Annotated in this window: 16 protein-coding genes; 8 read left to right on the forward strand and 8 right to left on the reverse strand. The window is 54.3% G+C overall.

Translation table 11 applies throughout. The annotated features are described in order from the left end of the window. From MHH28_RS21560 to MHH28_RS21570, 3 genes are read left to right on the forward strand one after another with little or no spacing between them, the layout of a single operon-like run. Positions 1-759: a lantibiotic immunity ABC transporter MutG family permease subunit gene (locus MHH28_RS21560; RefSeq protein WP_405105397.1), complete on the forward strand. Its 759-nt coding sequence runs from the start codon at positions 1-3 to the stop codon at positions 757-759. A 27-nt stretch (positions 760-786) separates the two neighbouring features. Then, complete coding sequence (locus tag MHH28_RS21565) at positions 787-1,449, forward strand: response regulator transcription factor (RefSeq protein WP_405105399.1); 663 nt, start codon at positions 787-789, stop codon at positions 1,447-1,449. After that, positions 1,437-2,822: an ATP-binding protein gene (locus tag MHH28_RS21570; RefSeq protein ID WP_405105401.1), complete on the forward strand. Its 1,386-nt coding sequence runs from the start codon at positions 1,437-1,439 to the stop codon at positions 2,820-2,822. The genes MHH28_RS21565 and MHH28_RS21570 overlap by 13 nt, the downstream gene beginning before the upstream one ends. 23 nt (positions 2,823-2,845) lie before the next feature. On the opposite strand, the gene MHH28_RS21575 is transcribed toward MHH28_RS21570, so the two are convergent. From MHH28_RS21575 to pnuC, 4 genes are read right to left on the reverse strand one after another with little or no spacing between them, the layout of a single operon-like run. Then, positions 2,846-3,286 (reverse strand): DUF6097 family protein, encoded by a 441-nt coding sequence (locus MHH28_RS21575; protein ID WP_405105402.1) that lies wholly within the window; start codon positions 3,284-3,286, stop codon positions 2,846-2,848. Positions 3,287-3,306: 20 nt separating this feature from the next. Beyond that, positions 3,307-4,200, reverse strand: a complete 894-nt coding sequence (locus tag MHH28_RS21580; protein WP_405117205.1) for an NUDIX domain-containing protein — start codon at positions 4,198-4,200, stop codon at positions 3,307-3,309. Positions 4,201-4,232: 32 nt separating this feature from the next. Then, positions 4,233-5,243: an AAA family ATPase gene (locus tag MHH28_RS21585; RefSeq protein WP_405105404.1), complete on the reverse strand. Its 1,011-nt coding sequence runs from the start codon at positions 5,241-5,243 to the stop codon at positions 4,233-4,235. After that, positions 5,240-5,917 (reverse strand): nicotinamide riboside transporter PnuC, encoded by a 678-nt coding sequence (gene pnuC, locus MHH28_RS21590; RefSeq protein WP_405105406.1) that lies wholly within the window; start codon positions 5,915-5,917, stop codon positions 5,240-5,242. The genes MHH28_RS21585 and pnuC overlap by 4 nt, the downstream gene beginning before the upstream one ends. A gap of 225 nt (positions 5,918-6,142) precedes the next feature. On the opposite strand from pnuC, the gene MHH28_RS21595 reads away from it, so the two are divergent. From MHH28_RS21595 to MHH28_RS21605, 3 genes are all read left to right on the forward strand, one after another. Beyond that, positions 6,143-6,793 carry a VOC family protein gene (locus tag MHH28_RS21595; RefSeq protein ID WP_405105408.1) on the forward strand — a complete coding sequence of 217 codons (651 nt, stop codon included), beginning with the start codon at positions 6,143-6,145 and terminating at the stop codon, positions 6,791-6,793. Between the two features lie 195 nt (positions 6,794-6,988). Then, a complete protein-coding gene (locus tag MHH28_RS21600; protein ID WP_405105410.1) occupies positions 6,989-10,534 on the forward strand; it encodes a DUF3289 family protein in 3,546 nt (1,181 codons plus the stop codon). 73 nt (positions 10,535-10,607) lie between these two features. Further along, positions 10,608-11,069 (forward strand): hypothetical protein, encoded by a 462-nt coding sequence (locus MHH28_RS21605; protein WP_405105412.1) that lies wholly within the window; start codon positions 10,608-10,610, stop codon positions 11,067-11,069. A gap of 206 nt (positions 11,070-11,275) precedes the next feature. Here the strand turns inward: MHH28_RS21605 and MHH28_RS21610 are convergent, their stop codons facing one another. After that, positions 11,276-13,387, reverse strand: a complete 2,112-nt coding sequence (locus MHH28_RS21610; protein ID WP_405105414.1) for a TerD family protein — start codon at positions 13,385-13,387, stop codon at positions 11,276-11,278. A gap of 533 nt (positions 13,388-13,920) precedes the next feature. Between MHH28_RS21610 and MHH28_RS21615 the strand changes: the two genes are divergently transcribed. Together MHH28_RS21615 and MHH28_RS21620 are read left to right on the forward strand one after the other, a co-directional pair. Continuing rightward, a complete protein-coding gene (locus tag MHH28_RS21615; protein WP_405105416.1) occupies positions 13,921-14,322 on the forward strand; it encodes a RidA family protein in 402 nt (133 codons plus the stop codon). Between the two features lie 114 nt (positions 14,323-14,436). Beyond that, positions 14,437-15,228: a hypothetical protein gene (locus MHH28_RS21620; protein WP_405105418.1), complete on the forward strand. Its 792-nt coding sequence runs from the start codon at positions 14,437-14,439 to the stop codon at positions 15,226-15,228. A gap of 58 nt (positions 15,229-15,286) precedes the next feature. Here the strand turns inward: MHH28_RS21620 and MHH28_RS21625 are convergent, their stop codons facing one another. From MHH28_RS21625 to MHH28_RS21635, 3 genes are read right to left on the reverse strand one after another with little or no spacing between them, the layout of a single operon-like run. Further along, entirely contained in the window at positions 15,287-17,800 is a 2,514-nt protein-coding gene (locus tag MHH28_RS21625; RefSeq protein WP_405105420.1) for a hypothetical protein, read from the reverse strand. Between the two features lie 30 nt (positions 17,801-17,830). Beyond that, positions 17,831-18,919, reverse strand: coding sequence for an ATP-binding protein (locus MHH28_RS21630; RefSeq protein WP_405105422.1), 1,089 nt, complete (start codon positions 18,917-18,919; stop codon positions 17,831-17,833). Further along, positions 18,912-19,610, reverse strand: a complete 699-nt coding sequence (locus tag MHH28_RS21635; RefSeq protein ID WP_405105424.1) for a response regulator transcription factor — start codon at positions 19,608-19,610, stop codon at positions 18,912-18,914. Before MHH28_RS21635 ends, MHH28_RS21630 begins: the two co-directional genes overlap by 8 nt. Positions 19,611-19,620: the final 10 nt, after the last annotated feature.

The raw sequence follows: 19,620 nt of genomic DNA on the forward strand, positions 1-19,620 counted from the left end.
ATGAATACACTGCCGGGCCTGCTGAGGGCAGATCTGCTCAAAACAAGGCGTACACCGTTTCTCCTGTTCCATCTGCTGACACCGCTGATCGGGGCCGGCCTGTTCCTGGCCTACTATTCCTTCTCCTCCTGGGGGGAATCGGATAAGGTGTTGGCGTTCATGCAGTCTATCGCCTGTGCTTTCCCTACCCTGATCGGGCTGCTCTGCGCTATGGCAGCGGAACAGGAGGCCAGTGCCGGGCAGTTCCAGGGGATGCTTGCCCTGCCTGCGTCCAGGATCACAACCTATCTGAGCAAGCTGCTGCTCCTGCTAGGCTTCGGACTGGGAGCCGTCCTGCTCACCTTCGCCCTGTTCGGCGCAGGCTTCGGCTGGCTCCTGCAGCAGGGTAGTCAGGGGCCGCTCTTCTACCTTACCGGAGCAGCTATTATATTCGGGAGCAGCCCGTTTCTCTATCTGCTTCACCTCACAGTCAGCCTGCGCTTCGGCCGGGGAGCGTCCATCGGGATCGGGATCTCGGGGAGCCTGATCGCCGCCCTTATGCTCACGGGTCTTGGCGATACCTTATGGCCTTATATCCCTTTTGCCTGGGGGAGCCGCTTCATCTCGCTGTGGGTCCTCGGCCGGACAGGCCTCACGGTATCCCCGGCCGTGTCGGGGCTGAATACCGGATTGTGGATCTGCATCATCGCGACCATTATGGCAGGTCTCTTGAGTGTGCTCTGGTTCCGCCGGTGGGAGGGGCGCTCTGCGGATAACTAGACGATAATTTATAAATGAGGAATGATTATGGCCAAAATACTTGTGGTAGATGACGAACCCGCCATTCTGTCGCTCATTCATAACGCACTCAGCACCGATCAGCATCTTGTGACAACCCTGTCTGATTCCACACTGGTGCGCAAGACGGAACTCGGGACGTATGACCTTATTCTGCTGGATGTGATGATGCCGGGCGTGGACGGCTTCACGCTGTGCCGGGAGATCCGGACGGCGGTGGATTGTCCGATCCTGTTCCTGACGGCGAAGACGCTGGAAAGTGACTTGATGTACGGACTGGGGCTGGGGGCGGATGACTATATCATGAAGCCCTTCGGCATCGGCGCGCTACGGGCGCGGATCAACGCTCATCTGCGGCGGGAGCGGCGGGAGAAGCGCAATATTCTATACCTGGACCCTGTGCGCCTGAACCTCTCCGGTAAAGAGCTGTATGCCCGGGAGGACAAGGTGCCGCTGACCAAAAGCGAATATGAAATCTGCGAGTTTCTGGCCCGCCACCGCGGTCAGGTCTTCTCCAAGGACCATATCTATGAACGGGTCTTCGGGATTGACGGGGAGAGTGACAGCAGTGCCATTACGGAGCATATCAAGAACATCCGCGCCAAGCTGGGCAGGTATGGGCTTGAGGCCATTGAAACCATCTGGGGGATCGGATATAAATGGAAGCTGTAAAATCAACCAAAACCGTGCGTCTGCGCACCTTTTTTCTGCAATACCTGCTGCTGTTGAGCCTCGGTACCCTCCTGCTGCTGGGAGGGCTGCTTGGCGTATTCACGCTGGCGTTTGCCTGGGGTGGGGTGCTGCCTGCCAACTATGCCGAGAAGGAAATCAGCCTGTTCAAGCAGCAGCTGGCTGCGGGCGGAGCGGATACGGCGCACCGGGTCCCGGACCGGCTGGATTATAGCGTGTTCACCTTGGACGGGAAGCTGCTCACCGGGAACCTGAACCCGGAGGAAGCTGGACAGGCCTGGAGAGTCACCCGGCAGGCTGACAGCCGGGGCTCCTACTTCTACACCACCGCCCGGCACGGGCAGGAGCTCTGGATCTTCCGGTACAGCTTGACGCCGCAGTATGCCTCTTCCCTGCTGCGCAGCTGGCTGCCGAATCCGCAGCTCCTGGGACTTCTGCTCTTCGTTCTCGGCCTGCTGCTTCAGGCGGCGCTGCTTGCCGCCCGGTTCGGCAGAAGACTCTCGGAGCGGATGGCGGGGCTCCAGGAGGCGACCGAGAACATCCGGCGCGAGAATCTGGAGTTCACCGTCCAGCCCAGCGGTATCCAGGAGATTGACGAGGTGCTGGGCTCCCTCGACCGGATGAAGGACGCTCTCCATGCTTCGCTGGAGCGGCAATGGGAGCTGGAGCGCTCCCGCAGAGAACAGATCTCTGCGCTGGCCCACGACATCAAGACACCGCTGACCATTATCCGCGGCAATGCGGAGCTGCTGCAGGAGACCATTCAGAATGAAGCCCAGCGCGAATTCAGCGGCTATATTCTCCGCAGCGCCGGGGACATCGAGGCCTTCGTGCAGGAGGTCATTGATCTGTCCAGCCTGCAGGCCGGAGCTCCCCCCAAGGCATCTATGGTGCCTGCGGAGGAGCTGATGGCCGAGCTGGAGCTGCAGATGAAGGCCCTCTCTGCGGGCAAGGAGCTGCTGCCCGTTGTCCGGCAGGAGAATCTGCCGGAGCACCTGTTCATCCATAAGGAACTGCTGCTGCGGGGAATCGTCAACCTGATGGCCAATGCCGCCGAGCATACCCCGGCCGGGGGAAGCATTACCCTGCTTGCCCGGGGCCGGGCGGCGGAAGTTCAGTTCATCGTGACGGATACCGGCAGCGGCTTCTCCCAGACCGATCTCAAGGAAGCCACCCATCAATTCTACCGGGGGGACCCGAGCCGGGGGGCGGGTCAGCATCATGGGCTGGGCCTGTACATTGCGAGGTCTGTAGCCGAGCAGCACGGGGGGAGCCTTAGCCTGGATAATGATTCTCCCTCCGGCGGCGGGAAGGTCACGATGAGCATTCCGAACGCGATTAATATCATAGACTAATCCCCGCATTTTGTTCAGTGTGCTTAGGCGGCATTCATCCCCAGCTTTCTTTTCAGCTCCGGGTAGATCCGGCCGTACAGCTTCCGCCGCAGCGCCGAATGATACAGGGCCAGCGCCAGCGTCACTACGATCAGCGCGGCGGGTACGATATACAGCACCGGATGATCCATGAAGTAACCGAAGACATCATATCCACGGTTGATATACCTGCCGTAGATCGCGGCGATAGCCACCACCAGCAGCACCGGCAGGGCGAATAGGCCAGACAGGAGATTGACCTTCTTCATCTTCTTGTACGTTGAATGAAATGCGCTCTCACCCTGGGCTTCTTCGAGCAGTATGACCTGCTTATCGAAGGAGTCGCTTTTGCGTACCGGCATCTTGGATTGTGTAATGTAGTTGTGCAGCACATCGAGTTCGTGGCTGAATTCCATTGTCTTTAATATTGCTCTTCCTGCGTTCATTGATGGTTTCCTCCTAAAATTCAGACTTCTCCCCAGTTCCGCTGATACAAGCGGCGGGAGGGGGTGTGTTCCGTAGGCTCTGTGTACAGGTTGGTCGCGGTTATAAGCGCAGCCATCTTGTCCAGGAAGACCGCCTTCGGAAGCTCTTGGCCGAGAATCAACTCGTAGACCTGCTGCAACTCGGCCAGGGTGAATTGCTCAGGCATTAAGAGCAGCGCGATTCCGGTTCTCTCCGTCTCCTGGCGCAGCTGTTCAATGGCATAGGCAACGATCTTGGCGTGATCAAAAGCGAGTCCGTCATTGGACAAGACGGCATATTGCAACGATCTGGCTGCCGGTGCCGCTGTCAACGTCTGTTCAATCACCGCAGTTAGCGCTTGGCCTGCGGCTTCCAGCCGAAGCTCATAGGTACGGGTGCGGATGCAGCCCCGCTCCAACAGCTCCTTATGCTCCTGCCGGAGCTGATAGCTTACCTTGAACCATGCCGCAGCCTCGGCATCATCCCCGGCCTCTAATTGGATGCGGCGGCTGTCAACCAGCGCCATATAGCTGCTGCTGATCACCCAGGTGCGGGGGTCGCGCCCCGGATCGGAGAAGGTGCGCAGCTGCTCCAGATGTACACCTGTAACGCCGGTCTCCTCCTGCAGCTCGCGTGCAGCCGCCTGATCCGTGGTCTCATCCGGCTGGACGAATCCGCCCGGCAGCGCCCACTTGCCCAGGCAGGGGTGCCCGCCCCTGCGGATCAGCAGAAGGCGAAGCTCCTTCGCTGCATCCCTCTGTTCACGGCCCGCCGAAGCATCCGTGACGGTGAAGATCACCATATCCGTTGCCACCGAAGGCCGCTCATAATCCCCGGCCCGGTACTGGTCCAGGAACTCACGCTCCGTAAGTCCATTACCGTCTCTCCATTCCAGTTCCAACTGTTCCGCCTCCTTCTGTCTCTGGATCATTGCTCCAGCTCTCCGAAATAGTTGCCGTACGGCCTGAACTTCGCAAGCACACGATCCACCTTACACATACGTTCCTCCAGGGTTCCCCTCAGCGGGATATAAGGAATCCGCCGCTCCTTCAGGTCCGCGATAATCTGCTTGTGGAACACCTGCCGCTTCTGGTCCCCGCTGCGGTCCCACGTATCGTCATAGGGAATATCATCCTCACAGAGGAAGAACAGGTCGTAGCGCTGCGCATTCTCCAGGGCCAGCCGGGTCAGCAGCTCAGGAGCCTTCCCGTGGTAATCCAGCGCATACATATACGTGGTAATCGCATTCGTGTCAACGAACAGATACCGGTCTGCCGTAAGCAGTGCCTGCTCTTCCCGCTCCAGATGGCCCAAAGCGATCTCGTCAAAAGCCTCCAGACCAATCCGGCGGTCCACCTGATGCTCCGTCCAGTAATCCCGCCCGTATTCGCCGGCGAAGGCCGTGCCGTACTTGCGGGCAAGCGCTTCAGTAATCGTAGACTTGCCGGTAGACATCGCCCCTACAAATACGACTTTGGTAATTAGATCACGGTATACCAGCCCGCTGACATAATCCCGGTATTTGTAAGGATCGGAGCGGACCATGGTGGCCGATACCGGCACCTGCACCCGCGCCTCATCCACCCGCCGGTCGATAGCCCCCAGCGCCAGGCTCATATGCGCTCCGTAGAACTCGCTGGAATAGAAGTGCGTCACCTGCTCGCCCTTCAGCAGCCCCTGGATATATTGTTCTTCCTGGATCTCATGCTCTCTATCATCCGAGTACCCGTCCGGCCCGTCCCAGGCCTCGATCACCCGGACCGCAGGATAGAGCCTTCGAATCCAGTTCGCGCGGACCTGTAGCGGAACCGGAGAGACAGTGGTCTCATAGATCACCACAATCAGCTCGTCGACCTCCTGAAGAGCCGTCTCGAACATGAACTGGTGCCCTTTATGCAGCGGAGCGAACTTTCCGAGGGTTAATCCGAGTGTCTTCATGCCAGTGCCTCCTTCGCCCCTTTATTCCAGTTGTAATAGCCGTAACCTGCGTTAATCAGATAGGCGCTCCACATCACAATCATCAGCAGGCCCTCCCCGCTGCCTTCAATGGTCCGGATCACCCAGAGCAGCACGGTGAACATATTCAACACAATATAGACCAGCCACTGCTCCTTGAAACGCCGCACCATCAGGATCGTTGCCACTACAGATAACACCGTAGTCAAGGCATCGATATAAGGCGAATTCTGCCCCGGGATGAAGGATAGACTGTAGCCGAGCAGCAGCGCCCCGGCAATGCAGATTCCGATGGTCAGTACGACCCCACCGGCCTTCATCTGGCGCATGGACAGCTTGCCGCCCTGCATATGCCTGCTCCACATATAGAAGCCGACAATATTCATCGGCACGAAGAACAGCAGATTCAGCATGACCTCGCCGAACAACCCGTTAATATAAGCCAGGTAGGCATAGCCTAACGTATTATACATCCCGAATCCGTAGCTTGCCAGCTTCCCCTTCGCCGTCAGCACCACGCACAGCACCCCGGTAACAAAGACCGTGAAGCCAAAGAACGAATCCTTGGATATCACCGTAAAAATCACAGCAATCAGCGTAAATATCATCAGCCAGGCGAGTTCAAACCCGCTCCAGTTGCCCATCACCTTCTTCATGCTCATCCCTCCGCTAACTTATTAACTATTTGATAAATACATTTTGTTAATATCAAGATAGCAAATTATTCGGCAAGGTGCAAGCAGTAATTTCCACAATCCATGGGACAGGGGCTTCAGCCCTACCGTTCACGCTCATCTTATCGACAGCTTCAGAAGCTGTACGTTACAATAGGATAACTCTCAGTACATTATCAGAGTGCAGAACAGAAAGGGAGGACCACCATGAAGATCAGACAATTGAAGCTCAGCACCAATCACTTGGAGGATATGAAGATATTTTACAGTGAAGTCCTCCAGATGCCGGTTATTCAGGAGAGCGGGTCAGCGTTTGCGGTGAGCGCAGGCGAGAGCATAATCTCTTTTGAAAATAATCTCCAGCACGTATTCTATCACTATGCCTTCTATGTAGATGAGCTGCATTTCAGCAGTGTCCTGGATAAGATCCAGACCCACACTCCCCTATTACAGGATGAAGAGGGGCAGACAGAATTCTTCTCCGGGCTCTGGCAGCGCAGACAGCTCTATTTCCGCGACCCGCAAGGCAATATTCTGGAGATTCTGCCCTCAGATGAGAGGTCTGCGCTTGAGAACGGCTGGCTGCGGGTGCAGGAAATCGGGCTGCCGGTTGATTCGCTGGATGAACTGCGGTCACGGATAAGTGATATCCAGGATGAGATAGGCAGAGCATCAGACACTATAGCGTTCTATGGCAATGAATACGGCGTATTTGTGCTCGTTCAGGAAGGCAGAGCCTGGTTCCCGACTGAGGAAGCGGCCATCGCCTCCCCCGTTGAAGTTGTCATTGAGCATGACCAACCGCTGGAGATAGAGTATCGGAATATTAGAATTACGGCGGTGCAGGGAAGCTTTTAACGGTTTCAATGATACAGTCTACATCTTAGCTCTACCTACATGCCAGCCCCAGGCTGGTCCTTTTTGTCGTTCTTCTACTTTTCTTCCATTTGTTGTTGCCTAAACCTCTTTATGCAAATATGATAGATTCATAGACTCCAAGATCTTACAGATTCCCCACCCAATTAATGATCCTATGAGGAGGAACGGCAAGCAATGTTCAGGACAAGAAGTACGAAACGGGGCTTCATCTTATTAGTCATTATGGTTTTGGTGTTCTCTTCGCTCCAGCTCAGGCCTGCCTTGGCGCAGGAAGACACGGGCGGCAAGCAGCATACGGCCTATACAGGAGAGGGGTACGAGGTAATCTACACGGTTTCCTCTAAGTGGAAAGGCGCCTTTAACGCCGATGTTACGATCAGGAATACAGGCACCCGGACGCTGGAGAACTGGACTCTTGGATTCAGCTCCCCCTATGAGATCACGAATATCTGGAATGGACGGGTGGATTCCTACGAGAACGGCCTATATGCCATCAAAAATGCGGGAAGCAATCAGGATATTCCCGTAGGCGGCAGTGAGAGCTTCGGCTTCACAGCTTCCTGTGAAGGAGAGTTACAACTGCCCGCAGTGTTTGAGTTGCTGGGCGGGGACCAGATCGTGCCGGCCGGGCAATACGAGCCCAGCTTTAAGGTAACCAGCGACTGGGGCAGCGCTTTTAACGGCGAGATTGCCATTAAGAATCTGTCGCCGTCCACCATTGAGGATTGGACGCTAGAGTTCGATTATGAAGGTCAGCTGGACCGCTTCTGGACGGCTGACATCACCAGTCATACCGGCAATCATTACGTTATACATAATGCGGGCTACAATGCCAACATTCAGCCAGGCGAGACCCTTGTGCTCGGCTTCTCCGGGAGTCCGGGGAATGTGGCAAGCGGGCCTTCCGGCTATCAGCTGACACAGATCTCAGCCCGGCAGGAAACCCCTGGGCCGGAGACGGTCTCCGTGCAGCTGGATACGTACGGCCTTCAGCTTCAGACCAGTCCGGAGGGAGACTATTACTTCCTGACCTCCAAGATGGACAGACTGACCGGAACACTGGGAGGGGCATCAAGCGTCACAGCCCTCACCTATCAGATTGAAGACCGAAATAAGGCAGTCCTCCAGCAAGGGACGATCCCTGTAAGTGCGGCGTGGTCTGCGGAAGGAATCGGGCTTGGGATCGGATACAATCAGCTGAAGCTGCGCGCACAAGTTCAAGACGGGACTGAAGTGACCCAAGAGTATATTATCGTGAACTTCGACGAGAGCAATCTGGATAACCTCGGGATTGACCGGGAGAAGGACAGTGATAATGACGGAATCAGCGATTACTATGAGGACCATTATGGCCTCTCCGCTACCAGCAAGGATACCGATGGCGACGGGTTAAGCGACCGGGATGAGCTGCTCGTGCTGAAGCTGAACCCGCTTGAGCCGGATAGCGATAAGAACGGGATTGCTGATGGTGATGAAGACTATGACGCAGACGGATTAACCAACCTGGAGGAACTGCGGCTTGGCACCAGCCTCATAGGCGAAGACAGTGACGGCGACGGTCTTAAGGACGGGGAAGAGGTTCATACGCACAAGACCAGTCCCCTGAAGGCCGATACCGATGGCGACGGACTCTCTGATGGCTGGGAACTCCAGATTGGCAGCGACCCGCTTGTGCCTGAGACGAAGTTCGCAAGAACATTGAAGGCAGAAGTGACCGGCGCCAAGGCCGTTCCAAGTGTGACCGTTGAAGGGATCACGGCGGAGCAGGTAGACAGCTTGTCTGTCCAGCCGGTTCAGGACGGCATTCTTAATGATACAACCATTCCCGGATATATTGACCAAGGTTATAATTTCTCCATTGACGGAAGCTTTGAGAAGGCAACCATTTCCTTTGAGTTTGATCAGAGCTTATGGAATCAGGCAGACTTTGTGCCGCGGATCTACTATTACAATGAGGAAGCGCAGCTGTTCGAGGAGCTGCCGGATCAGCAGGTAGCGGGGAATGTGGTCTCGGCAGAGACGGCTCATTTCTCCAGGTACATTCTGCTGAACAAGACGGTATATGAACAGGTCTGGCAGTATAAGTTCCTGTTTGATGAAGGGCAGGAGCATTATTCGGGGATGGATATTGCCTTCGTCATTGATTCCTCGGGCAGTATGTCAGATAATGACCGGAGCAATGTGAGAATCAGCGTCACCCGGCAGTTTGTTGATCTGCTGACGGACAGTGACCGCGGGGCTGTGGTTGATTTTGACGACTATGCTACAGTATTATCCGGCTTCACTTCAGACAAGGCGATGCTGAGTCAGGCTGCGGGACGGATTGATGCGTACGGCGGAACGACGCTGAGCAGCGGGATTTCCAGTGCGCTTAATCTGTTCGCAGCCGGCGGGAGAGCAGATGTCCTGAAGTACATTATTATGCTAACTGACGGGGAAGGCTCTTATGACACCGCACTGACCAAGCGGGCTGCCGATCAGGGCATCATCATTTATACGGTGGGCCTGGGCAGCAGTATTTCGACCAGTGTGCTGAACAGCATGGCCCAAGGCACCGGCGGCAGCTATTATCACGCCAGCAATGCCAGCCAGTTGTACGGAATTTTCGATACGATTGCCGAGACTTCCGACCTGTACAAGGATACCGACCAGGATGGCATCAGTGATTATCATGAGAAGGAAATGCAGGCCGGAAGATTGCGTGTCGGTACTGGCGGTGCGGCCATCAGGTTGAATTATCTGGATGCCGACAGCGATAACGACGGGCTTAAGGACGGGCAGGAGATCCGCATTACCAAATCCGGCGACAAGGTCTACGCCTATTTGTACTCCAATCCCAATCTGGCCGATACGGACGGTGACGGATTGAACGATGCCGTGGACAGCCGAAGACTGATTTCAGATGCAAGTGAGGCGCTCATCCTTCAATCGAATCACCGGGAAGGCATTCTAAAGACTGCCGCGCCGGGAACCTCTCCTGTCTCCGATGACCTGACGTTCAATGACTACACGTATGGTGAATTGCTTAAGCTGGGTCCGGTATTCTCGGTGGCCAGGATTACGCCCGAGTCCATGATCTGGGGCGAAATGGCCGTTCTGTTCGCTGTCGGCAAGATAGGGGCAACGGATGATATGAAGTTCGTTCTTGGCGATCTGATCTCAACATTCAAATACAGCAAGACCATTAATGAAGGAGCCACGGTAGCCCTTGGCGACACCTTCGATACCAGCAAATATATCAAGTATCACAACAGCCAGCTGGACAATGCCGTCATCACTGACGCCAGCACCCAGAATTATGTACAATTAATCCGGAATTTCGTGGTGCAGGAGCTGCGCAGCAATCACGGTGATCTGTCCAGACTGAGATTTGACCCGAACGGAAGCCGGAATGTGGTGAACAATTACGTGAATCAATTCCCGGCCAGTCCGTATCCGGTATTTACGGAGAAGACCAATCTGGCCTTGTCTCTGGCCATCCACGCCTTCCATGGTCATAATATTACCATTAAGGATTTCAAGAACAACGGAGGTCAGTTCAGCGGCAAGCTGGTGTTCCATTTCTATGACCATTTCGGCCTGGATGCTGACGATGAGATCAACAATCCGGGATTTGTGGACTGGTTCACCCTCCAGCACTACGAACGGTTCAACGGCAAATATGTACCGTTCATTACCACGATTGATTACGAGCTGCCCTTCAGCGGCTCCATGAACTAATTCTAAGTAGATCAGGCAGGTGAAGCTATTGAGTCGCAGGACACGGGTCCTTCTTGGCATAACCCTTATACTGATGCTTGCAGCGGTAGGCTTCATCATCCGGTACGATCCCTCCAGGGCGCACTATAATCTATTCCAGGAGCACCGCGGGATGTTCGATACTGTGAAGACGGAGACCCTGCTGCTGATGGACAGCCTGGATAAGGGGCGCACTATCGGGAATACCTTCATCTATTCCAATAATGGAAATGCGGCTGCCCCTATGTTCTTCGAGGGTACAAACGCAGGCTTGCAAGACAAGATCCGGCAGCTAGCTGCGTTGTCCAAGGATACGCTGAACTTCGTGCGCTATAGCAGGCAGGATGGGGAGGATCTCCTGCGGTTCGTCTTCGACTGGGAAGGGGAGCATGGCCCCACCTATCATATTGTGTATGGCGCTAGTCAGCGCATGGTTGAGCAGGCATATGCAGCAGAGCCTGTCCCATACAAGCTGTCCGCATTGACAGAGGGCTGGTACGGGATTGAGATCAAGTAGCGGTGAATTCACCAACTGAACAGACTGGCAGCTAGACAAGTAGAAACGGCTTTGCCGTCCTTTTAAAAGACGGTACCGTTTCAGCGAGAAATAGAAGGATAATGTATAGCGTGAAACATATAAATTCTTATATTTCAAAAAGGGGTCCCAGCCATGTAATGGCTGAGACTCCCTTTTCTTTTGCACAAATAAGGTAACCGCTCCGCTCACACCACATATTCGGCCATAATCTGCTCGATGTGGTATGGAGTCACGCCCTGCTCTACCGAGAATACGGTATCCGCCTGCTGTGGTGACACGGCCAGCTGACCGCGGGCCTTGGCATGCAGCGTGAATAGATCATACAGATCGGGCTTCTTCAAGGAGGTCATCGCCTTGCCGATGATTACCATCCCCTTCTGGTTCCCCTCCACGTTATTCACATGGAACGGATCTCTGGTCAGGGACAGGTCTGTCCAGATCACAGTCCGCTCCACCAGATCCAATATCACAGGAATGGCAATTTGGGTATCTGCGGTGACATCTATCTTATTGGACACCGTAGCCGGCTCATAGATTTCACCGGACCGGGGCTTCTTCCGCATCATCCACCCGGTGAAGCACTCCGGCAGATTGCAGTACGGCTGTCCTGTGAAGGAATGGAGCGTAGCCACCACATATCGTCCGCCGTACTCGACCATAGAAGGAATATGCAGGTCGATGAACTCACTGGCCCCGTAGGGCGCCGTTACAATATCTCCGCTATGGGCTGCCTGATATTGTGCGGAACGCAGATTCGTATACGAGATATGCTCCATGTACTGCCAGTTGTGGTCATACAGCACAGCGGACAGGTCAATATCTACACGGCCTGTAGGTGTACCGTCCACCTCCCCTTCCTTCCACCAGCAGAAGAAACGGATTGTATTCCCTTCGGCCATCGGAATCCGGCTGCCCCGTACAAGCGTATGCAGCGCTTTGCTGGCCGACCGCTGGGAGAACGGCACATGATAATCTTTAAGTCGCTCGTCAATATATACCTTACCCAAGGAGGGCTGCACAGAGAAGCGCGCAATCAGCGTCTGCTCACAGAGGTCCACAATCTCACGGCAGGACCCTTCATCCAGTTCCGGCTGTGTATTCGGGACCGCCCAGGCTTTGGCTATCATCCCTTTGGGAAAAAAGACCCTCAGCTCCTGCCCCTCCCGCTGGCGGGCGAAATGGTTCTTCACCTGCAGCAGCACCGGGGTCGATACCTGATTGGCTACTTCTCCGAAGGCCATCACCACAAACTCCGGCTCCCGGGTCATCCGCAGCAGCTGGGCCAATCTTCGGGCGAATTCACCCGGACGCTGCGCCAGCAGATCCAGTGCCGTCCACATCTGGTGATACTGAAGGGCAAGCTCCACACTTCCGTTAAAGGTCGTGAAGGCTTTGTTGTTGCGCAGGATATCAAAAGCCTCCTCACAGCGCTTATACCGTAGCTTATACTCCGAAGGATGCAGAATCTCGCCAAGGCGAATCCAGCGCTCCTTATATCTCAGCATATCCTCCGTGATCGTCTGACACCGCTCCAGTAGTCCCAGCAGCAGCCTGCGTTCGCGGCGCTTGAACTTGCGAAAGCGGGTAGGCGCCGCCAGACTGACATCGCCTTCCGACCAGGCCACCGCCAGCCGCAGCACATCGGTTGCCGTCTTGAAGTAAGGGCTTATTCGCGCCACGTCTGCCTTATCATGCTTAAGCAGCGACGCCGCCACATATCCGGCATTCTCCTTGAACGGAATCTCCGGCGGCAGGAGTTCATCCAGCTCTTCGTTGGCTGTATTCGCAATCACAGCGTCAATGTCCTTCTGATCCTCTGCCGAGATCGAGCCCTTGGCCTCCATCAGCTGGCGGATTAGGGTCCGGAACTCTGTGATGCTCCCCAGGTCAATGGCCTTCAGCTTCACTTGATCCTCAAGGGGCGTTCGCTGCGCAGTCTCAACATCTGGAAGCTCCCAGGTGTAGTAATGGTACATTGCATTGAAATACAGCTCCGCCTCGTCCTCCTGCATCACCTGCTCCGGGAAGCCCGGATACACCGGTGCGTAATTCACATGCGCGCCAATCATCCGTTTCACATCCGCAATCAGCGGATAATACAGCTGCTCGAAATCCTCACGGGTCAGCTTCTGGACCGCCCGGAATAAGGCAGGAGACAGAGTATATCCAAGCCCCTGCAGATTACGGAGGGCAGCAGCCAGATACCCTTTTGGGAGCCGCTTAATGCCCTCTGTGTCAGGGGTGTGTTTCAGCATGATTTTGCCTGCTCTGCGCAGGTAGATTCGGTTCATTCTCATAGTAAAAGTGTCCAGGAGAGCTGTATCCCTACTTGGTTTCAGTCCATGGGTAGAAGGAAGGAATACAATAGCCTGGACGCCTCCTCTCCGGATAAGCATCATAAGTATACTTCAGGAGAGCTGCGGCCCTAATTCATCCAATTTGAGTAGAAGGAAGGACTGCAATAGCCTGAAGATGATCTCCCGGCCAACGTGCAGCCGTTTGATGGTTCCATCATCACACACGGTCCGGCAGGCCAACAGGGCGAAAGTATTACGACACAGGGAAAATTTAACTTATTTCTCAGCCCCCGGACCCCTTCATGCCATGTATTTTTGTTTTTCCGTAGCATGTGTTATCCTTTTTACTGTAAGTTAAATTTTAAAATACTTAGGAGGGATTACCTGATGAAGAAGAGGTCTATTCAATATCTGTCTGCTGGAATCGGGTATTCCACTGCTGTTTTTTTCTAGAATCCATTCAGACGGGATAGGTCTGTCCAGAATAGTCTAGAGCGAACAAAAACAGCGAATTTAAAAGGAGACTTACTATTATGAACTTAAATAACAATGTCATTCAAAGATATAATCCCGAGAATATAGCCCAACCGGTTGGAAGCTACAGCCATGTGACGAAGATCAGCAGAGATGCTGAAATGTATGTCTTTTCCGGCCAAATCGGGATCGATCAGGACAATAATATCCCCGCAGAATTCAACCAGCAGGTAACCAATACGATGGGCAATATTGTTGATATTCTGTCCTCTCAAGGACTAACCCCGGATCATGTGATTAAAATCAACATCTGGGCCACGGAGGAAATCGATTGGGATCATTTCTATTCCATCTGGAACAACGTGTTCGGCCCAACGCCGCCATCCATGACGGTTGCTTATATCCAGGGCTTGGGACTGCCTGAATTGAAGATTGAACTGGATGTTTGGGCGGCTGGTTAGAGCGTAGCGTAATTTAATGCACCCGAAACAAGCCCTAGAAGTATTCTAGAGGCTTGTTTTGGGGTGTCATGGGGACTTCATGGCTTCAACAAATATATTTAAGGAGGGATTTGCATGAGGAAAAAGATATTCCTGGCAAGTGTTGCCTCATTTTTGTTACTTATACATTTACTCTCACCTATACAGGCCCAAGGCGTTGCAGAAGATGTGGTTTCTTTTGCAAATACAGAGGGCTTGAGTTTAATTAAAGAAGGGTTGTCTAAAGACCCCGAGGGATACGGTTATGCCAATGATACAGAGATTGGTGAAATTACTGTCGGTGAAGGAATGCAGATTCATTTTATTGATGGCGCAAAATTGATGGAAGCTTCTGACAGTCTACTTGAAACAGTTACTCCTCAGGAATCCTGGGAATTTCTTATTTTGTCGAATGGGGTACCCAAATCCAAGATGGTTATTCAAAAAGATTCAAACGGTTCTTATCAGGTTAACGAGTTCGGGGGAAATCCTGAGACCTTGGCTTATGCTATTCAAGCTCTGCAAACTGAGGGAAATGTGAGCGAGCCTACCCTTATCCGTGAGCGGGACGAATATATCGCTGCTTTCAAAAAAGATAATCAGGAGCTCATTATTGCCCCACAGCAGGCCTCATCAACAGAATCAAAAGGATTAAGCAGCAATTCAGAACCTCAACCACCGGAGCATTTAATAGATGTACTGCAATCCTTACAAAACAATTCCTCAGAGGACGCCAAAGATGGTTCGGGAACTGTTGCTTCTGCATACAATACTGATGATAGTAATCACTTACTAAGACCTATTTTGATAAGCGCTCTAATTGCACTAACAGTCGTGTTCATAATGTGGATCTATCTCAGAAGACGGAAGTCATCCAATCCAATATAAGAAAAACAGGCCGCCTTCCCTCCCCGGAAAGCGGCCTGTTTCATCATCTGCTACCCTATCACTCCCCCTCCCCTTTCTTCGGCGCAGCCCGTTCATACACCACAGGATACGTCTCGCTGCCCAGCAGCATCCGCTTGCCCTGGAACTCGTCATAGATGTTCACCCGCACCGTGGCGCTGGAGAGGGCTTTGTACGCCCGATTGTTCAGGCTAAAGGATAAGCTATCCGTTAACCCGGCACCTGTCACTTCCTCGCCCAAGGAGAGAAGCTTCTCCGAAGGCTGGCCGAACGGATCGATCAGCTCGGCTACCAGCTTATGCTCATTGAGTCCGGCTACGTACAGCCCGCTGCGGGTTAAGCGGTAGCTTAGCTTCGCCTCGATAGACTCCCGGTCCTCAAGCATCACGGCTGTAGCCTGGGTGACGGACAGCGAGAACGGGAACAGCTCCAGCTTCTGAAGAGACGGCTGCGGGGCCGGATTCGTGGCGTTAAGCGCCAGTCCCATGGTATTAATATAAGCAGTCGGCGCTGCCCCGGGTGCTGTAAGCTTGCCTTCGGCAATCCCTTCCCCAAGAAAGAAGGTCAGCTCTGAAGCATTGATCTCCGGCGGAAGCTTACTCCAGACGGTGACGAGACTTTTCTCTTGAGGATTCAGGGCTGTCTCCGGCTGGCTGATCACCGCTTCGAAATACTGCTGATCCGGGGTTCTGTAATAGCCCACCAGCTGCGCGGGCGGGGTTCTGCGCAATTCCTCGTTCGTCATCGTCAGCTCCGTATAGATTAGCTTGGAATCTGTCCCCGGATAGACCCGGGTCTGTCTCTCCAGTATCTCTGCCTTCTTACCGCTCAGCCCTATATGGAGGGGCTCCCCGGCAGCCGCCGTTCTCAGGGTATTCTCCACTTGGCTGGTGAACAGTGTCAGGAAATTCGCTTTGGCCTCCCCCGAAGGATACTGAAGAATGATCTTCAGCTTCGTGAGATTATAGGCATAGGGAAGGTTGCCTGCGATATACAGCACGGCTGTTTCCCGGGGAGCCAGATGAGTTGCAGAGCCGTCGATCACAAGCTGCGCACTGCCGCTGATGTCCTTATCCCCCGCCTTCAGCAGCGCTGTAAGCGCCGGGAGCTGCACCGTGGTTGCACCTGTATTGCGCAGGCTCACCTTAGTTACTACCTGATCCTGGTCCGACCACGGCAGACGTTCCACCGCTTCGAGCTTGACTACGAAGGTTCCCAGAGGGTTCTGCACAGGGTATTCCGTAGCCAGCAGATGATCCGGCTGCAAGGAATACGGAATCTGAAAGATCGCTGCCGGGAAGGCAATCCGGTCCGCTTCCGCCGGCTCGGTCATCTGCAGCCGGAGCATACCCTGCTTGAGCTTCAGGGGCAGCTCGGCGCTGAGTTCTACGGTCTGCTCCTCCAGCGGCTTCAAGATAAGGCCCGTCAGGGCTGTATTGCTGACCGGGTAGCTGTAGCCTTCGTCCGTAGTCAGATTGAACGGGTACGCCGGAAGCGTCACTGCCTGATTGCCCGCGTTGCGCACGCGGAATTTCAGGCTCCATTTCGCCAGATTATCCTCCGCATAGACCGCCGCGCTGGCTAATTGGGTATCAATCATGCTGTTATTGACCTTGAGCCGTTTCACGGCGTTCACAGGTACATTAAAGTTAGGCGATTCCGCCGCAGGCAGCTTATATTCGGCAACCGGCAGCTTCATTTGCAGCACATCGTCCTCCTGAACGAATTGCAGGGACATATTGTCCAGTTTTGTATAAGAAGGAAGGTCCGCCAGGTAGTAGAGGATTCTTTTCTCCTTGGGCTGGATCGGGGTGTCCGCCTTGTCCGCCTTCAGTTCGAACCTAGAGCCTCCCGGCGATACAAGGTATCCCTTCAGGCCCGTATCCTTAAGTACCTTGGCTCCCGAGTTGATGAAGCTGACTCCAACCCGGGCATATACCTTCCCGTCCATCTTATAGATATGCAGGCTCTCCGCCTTGCCGGTCACCGGCAGCTCTCCCAGGGTCAGCTTCTTGCTCTGGCCCCTGGGGGTCACTGTAGAGTAGGAGCCGGGAATCGTGAACGTTCCCAGCTTCTTCTGATAGCTCGCCTGGCTGAAATCCCAGCCGAACAGGGCGATGCGGACTCCGTTTATTTTGGCAGCCTTCCCCGCATTGACGTAGTACGTAACCGGTTGACTGCTGTTAGCCGGAATGGACTTGACCGCAGCACTGCCTGTTACCGGCTTGCCTTGAATTACAGCACCGCTTGAAGTAGTGACCTTGGAGAAATAATCGATCAGGCTTACATTGCTGCCCGTGCCGTTATAGTAATTCAAGGTGTACGTGAGTATATTCCCGCTCTCCTGAGGCTGTAGCGCAGCATTCAGCAGCTTCACACTCACGCCGCTTTTCAAGGAGACCGCCCCCAGTCCCTCCAGAGTGGGTAAGGCGGCGGCGGCCGTTGTTCCCGCTGAAGATCCGGCGGCAGCCGTATAGGCTCCGAAGGCAATGGACTGGCTGAGAACCGCCAGGCTTAGCATGGCAGCAGCATATTTTCGCTTGGAATGATACATAATTCTGATTCTCTCCTCCCTTAACTTCGCTTACACTTGCGGCAGCCGCATCTCGAATCTTGTCCATATCTCGTTACTCTCCACAGACAGAGTCCCCTCATGCTGCTCTACGATGTTACGCGCAATGAACAGACCCAGACCCGTGCCGCCATCCTGATGAGTCCGCGCCCGGTCCCCGGAATAATACATCTCGAAGATATGCGCCTGCTCCTCCGGCGGAATGGGATTCCCGTAGTTGATCACCTCAACCGCTACTACACCTGAATCAAGGCGGCTGTTAATATCCACATACACGCCTTCCTGCCCATAGCGGGCGGCATTGGTCAGCAGATTCCCTAAGACCCGTACCAGCAGATCCCCATCCCCATTGACGTTTAAGCCGGGGGTAATTTTCAGCCGGGAGGTCAGGCCGTTCCGCTCAAATACCGGATATAGCTCCTCGTTCAATTGACGGAGCAATTCCCCGATATCCAGGTGCGTCTTCACCATAGGCAGTGTGCCATAGTTCATCTTGGTGATCTCGAACAGTCCGTCGATCAGCTTCTCCAGCCGCTGGGATTTGGTGAAAGCAATGGTTGCGTAGTGTCTGATTGTCTCCATCGGCAGCTTCTCCTCCTTAAGGATCAGATCCAGATAGCCGAGCACAGAGGTGAGCGGCGTACGCAGATCATGGGCCAGATTGACGACCAGCTGATCCTTGCTGCTCTCGGCGAAATCGCCGCGTTGCACCGCTGCCAGCAGCTTAGCCCCTGCCGCATTCAGATCCTCGGCAATCGCGCTGAACTCATCCCTTGAGGCAATCTTCACCTGATTCTGAAATTCCCCGTTGGCCAGATGATGAATCCCGCTGGAGATCTCGTTAAGATAGCGGATATAAGGCTTGGTGAACTTGAAGAAGAAGATCAGCATGAGCGGAATGAACAGCATCAGAGATACGTTGAAGTCCCCGAGCCTATAGATGAACCGGCGCACTTCCGCTTCCGGGTCCTCCCACTTCACCCCGGAGTAGTAGAGCTGAAGCAGCTTGAAGATCCCATAGGTCAGACCGGCTGAGAGCAGCATGCTTGCCCCCAGCAACTGGACTAATCTGGCTCGGAAGCCCCGGGCCCGCTTATTCATTGAACGTGTACCCGACGCCCCAGATGGTCCGGATGAAGCGGTCCTTATTCTGGTCCTCACCCAGCTTCCTGCGCAGCGTACGGATATGCACCATCACGGTATTGCCGGATTCATAGTACGCTTCACCCCACACCTGCTGAAAAATATTCTCGGCGCTGAACACCTGCTTAGAGTGGCTGGCCAGCAGATAGAGAATGTCGAATTCCTTGGGCGTGAGGTCGATCGCCTTCCCGTATAGCGTAACTGTATGCCGGTCAGGGGATATCACAAGCCCGCCCGACTCCAGCACCGGGGCCTGATGGGCAGCCGGAGGCTGGCTGAACTGCAGGGAACGCCGCAGCTGGGAATTGACACGGGCCAGCAGCTCCATAGGGTTGAAGGGCTTGATCATATAATCATCCGCTCCCATCACAAGGCCGGTAATCTTATCGAAATCTGAGGTCTTCGCGCTTAAAAAGATAATCGGCAGGTTATGCTTCACCCGGACCTGGCGGGTAACCTCGTATCCGTCCAGCTCCGGCATCATAATATCCAGAATCGCCAGATCAACGGACTGTGACTGAATAGCCTGCACCGCTGCCCGGCCGTCAGGCACCTTGATGCAGTGATACCCTTCCTTCTGCAGGTGCAGGGCAATCAGGTCGGCAATCTCCTTCTCGTCCTCTGCGATTAGAATCGTGGTTCGCTTCATACCAGGACCT

This window comes from Paenibacillus sp. FSL K6-1217, from assembly GCF_045040735.1.
Lineage (GTDB): Bacteria > Bacillota > Bacilli > Paenibacillales > Paenibacillaceae > Paenibacillus_AQ.